Genomic DNA, 3760 nt, shown 5'->3' with positions numbered 1-3760 from the left:
CTACAGACTTGTCAAGTGTTTTATGCAAAAAAAATGGGGGAATCAATAAAAATTAATGATACTAAAAATGAGTAATCACAGGAACTAGGGAGTTTCCGTGAAATCTCAGATTTAACGGGGGGGACAATAATGAAAAAAAATTATTTGAAGAAATTTGCATTGTTAACTTTATCAACTATAATGGCTACTTCAATGATAACTGGCTGTGGATCAAGTACAGCTACAAAAACAGATTCGAGTTCTAAAACAGAAGCTACAGGTGCTGCAAAAGCACCAGTAGACTACAAGGGAACTATAAAGGTATGGTCATGGAATACTGAGCTTAAGGACCTAGGTATTATAGCTAAGTTTAACAAAGCTTATCCAAATATTAAGGTTCAACTTGTTTCAATACCTAATGATAATAGTGCATATACAACTAAAATATCTTCTACAATGAGTGCTGGTGTTGGTGGACCAGACGTTTTCTTAGCAGAATCTGCTTATGTAAAGAAATTTACAAACACAGACTATTATGAGGATTTATCAAAGGCACCTTATAGTGCAGAAAAACTTACAAGTAAAATGGTACCGTATACTGTAGATCTAGGACGTAATGAAGCAGATAAGTCAATTAGAGCTTTAACTTGGCAGGCAACACCAGGTGGATTCTTCTATAAGAGAAGTATTGCAAAGCAGTATCTTGGAACAGATGACCCTGCTGCTATTGAGAAAATGATGACAACAACAGAAGACTTTATCAAATTAGGACAGACGCTTAAAACTAAGAGTGCAGGAAAGGTTAAGTTATTAGCTGGATATAATGAATTAGTAAATGTAGCTATAGGTAGCCGTACTAAGGGATGGGTAAAAGATGGTAAATTAGTTATCGATGCTAAAATGATGACGTATCTTGATCAAGCTGCTCAAATTAGAAAAGAAGGTTTAGATGCTAAATTTAATCAATGGACACCAGCATGGACTGGATCTATGTCAGATAAAACTACATTTGGATATATGCTTCCAACTTGGGGACTTGCTTTTGTTTTAGGAGTAGATGCTCCAAAGGAAACTGGTAATTATGGATTTGTAAAAGCTCCAACACCATACTATTGGGGTGGAACTTGGCTTGGAATATCTAAAAATAGTACAGAAAAAGATAATTCTTGGCAGTTTGTTAAATATCTAACTACAAATACAGATTTTATGGAAGCACAGGCAAAAGATAAAGGTGACTTCATGAATAACGTAGATGTTCAAGCTAAATTATCAAGTTCAGACGCAGGAAACAATGCATACTTAAAGGGTCAAAATGTCTATAAAGTATACACAGAACTTGTTAAAGGAGTTAATGGAAAATTGTTTACAGAATATGATGATACTATTAATACTGCTTGGAATAAAGAAGTAGATTTATTAATACTCGGTAAAACAGCTTCGAAAGATGCTTTTCTTAAAAAATTCAAAGCTGATGTAGTAAACGCATATCCCGACTTAAAAGTAGATTAGTTAGGTGACATGTAAAAGAAAATAAATAGTAATTAGCCTTATTAACTGTTTTTAAGTAAATAAGGCTATTTAAAAAATAGGGGGTGTCACTTTGGTTAAAGGTAAAATAGACAGAGAAAAGTATGGATTATTATTTATCGCACCGTTTTTTATAACATTTCTTATTTTTCAATTATATCCTATGATTTATTCCTTATATGTTAGTTTTATTAAATGGGACGGTATGTCAAAAAACATTAAATTCGTAGGTCTTGCGAATTATTCAAGATTATTTGTAGATCCTGTTTTTTTAAAGTCCATAGCTAATACCTGGATTATGTGGCTGTGCGGGGGTATTCCTCAATTACTTTTAGCATTAATATTAGCTGTAGTATTAAATGAAGCAAGATTAAGGGGGAAAGATATTTTCAGAGCAGTATATTTCTTTCCTAATCTAGTTACTGCGACTTTAATTGGTATTTTGTTTGCATTTTTATTTGATTGGCAAGCAGGAACAGTAAATAAAATACTTATGAATATTCATTTAATAAAAGAACCAATAAACTTTCTTATGAGTGAAGGGTATTCTAGAGGCATAGTGTCACTTACTTCCTTCTGGATGTGGTTTGGATATAGCATGATAATATTTATGGCGGGAATTAAGAATATTCCTGAAGAACTTTATGAAGCTGCAACTGTTGATGGAGCATCAAAAACACAAAAGTTTTGGTCAATAACAATTCCTTTATTAAGACCAACAATATTATTTTCTGTCATAACATCATTAATTGGAGGAATGCAATCTTTTGATATACCATATGCATTATCAAATGGATCAGGGGATCCTAATAATGCAACTATGACAATGGTTATGTATCTTTATAGAACTGCATTTGTAAATAATAACTATGGATATGGTGCTGCAGTAGGGTATGCATTATTTGTAATAATACTTGTATTTGCAATAATATCATTCAAGTTTATAAATAGAAATGCTGATGATTACGAATAAGGGGGGTAGAGATGGAACATAATAATGTGTTAAAAAACGATAGTAAACAACTAGGTAAAATCATTAGTAAAACAGTTTTGTATATAGCGCTTATAGCGCTTGCCATCTTATGTTTTTTACCATTTTTTATAATGATAATTAATGCTACTCATACTAATGGTGAAATCGCTACAACATTGTCTTTGACACCAGGCACTGCATTGATGGCAAATTATAATAGACTACTCGAAAGTCAACCTATATGGAATGGTTTATTAAATAGTTTAATTATAGCATCAGCAGTAACAGCAGTAAGTGGTTATTTTAGTGCATTAACTGCTTATGGATTTTCAAAATTCAGATTTAAGGGAAATAAGGTTCTCTTTTGGGTACTACTTGCTACAATGATGATACCTACACAATTAGGTATGATAGGGTTATTCCAATTGGTAAAAAAGCTTGGCTTACTTGATTCATATTGGCCTTTAATAATACCAGCTATTGCAACGCCAGCGTCAGTATTCTTTATTAAAGGATATACAGATGGTGCAATAAGTAGGTCACTTATAGAAGCTGCTAGAATAGATGGGTGCGGTGAGCTTAAAATATTTAATAAGATAGTGTTACCTTTAATATTTCCAAGTGTTGCTACAATGTCTATATTCACATTTATTCAAACGTGGAATAACTTCTTAATACCGCTTATATTATTATTTGATCCTAATAAGTTTACACTTCCTATAATGGTAATGCTTGCTAGAGGAACATATAAGACAGAATATGGTGCAGTTTTCACAGGTGTTGCCATATCTATTGTACCTATAATGATAGCATTTATTTTCTTATCAAAGAAGATAGTAGGAGGACTAACAGTAGGTGGAGTTAAAGGATAAAATTTTATTAAAACATAAATTTAAAAGTGGACTACTGAAATATATTTATATTTCAGTAGTTTTTTTTGTAAAAAGGTTTATAGAAATTCAATAATAACATAAAAATAACATAATCATTTGATAGTTATTAGATAATTGTTTGTTAGTATAAATACATAGTAATTAAATAATAAAAGAGAAACATGCTAAGCAATTGTATACATTTCTCTTAGAAGATTCTCAGCAAATTTTAATGTGAACTTAATTTAGATACTGTATTATAAAAATTATAAGTTTAATGAAGATTTAAAATATTTTGTATAAGGAGCATTCCTGTTATGAATTAAAATGAACTTTGAAAAAAAGAGCACCTGCTGATAAAATACAGGGTATAACAGTTGCAACTTTTATCCCTAATTTATAATTATCA

General features: G+C 31.1%; 3 protein-coding genes. All 3 read left to right on the top strand.

The genetic code is table 11. The annotated features are described in order from the left end of the window. Nucleotides 1-129: 129 nt before the first annotated feature. The 3 genes from KPL37_RS19175 (at nt 130) to KPL37_RS19165 (ending at nt 3351) form a co-directional block, all read left to right on the top strand. On the top strand, nt 130-1488 hold the full coding sequence (locus KPL37_RS19175; RefSeq protein WP_216151672.1) for an ABC transporter substrate-binding protein: 1359 nt from the start codon (nt 130-132) through the stop codon (nt 1486-1488). A 91-nt stretch (nt 1489-1579) separates the two neighbouring features. Beyond that, nucleotides 1580-2479 (top strand): carbohydrate ABC transporter permease, encoded by a 900-nt coding sequence (locus tag KPL37_RS19170; RefSeq protein WP_246578383.1) that lies wholly within the window; start codon nt 1580-1582, stop codon nt 2477-2479. An 11-nt stretch (nt 2480-2490) separates the two neighbouring features. Next, nucleotides 2491-3351, top strand: a complete 861-nt coding sequence (locus tag KPL37_RS19165; protein ID WP_216151671.1) for a carbohydrate ABC transporter permease — start codon at nt 2491-2493, stop codon at nt 3349-3351. The last annotated feature ends 409 nt before the right edge of the window (nt 3352-3760 follow it).

The sequence above is a fragment of the Clostridium frigoris genome, assembly GCF_018861865.1.
GTDB lineage: Bacteria > Bacillota > Clostridia > Clostridiales > Clostridiaceae > Clostridium_AD > Clostridium_AD frigoris.
Note: the sequence above shows the minus strand (reverse complement) of the source record. Positions and strands in the feature narration are given on the sequence as shown.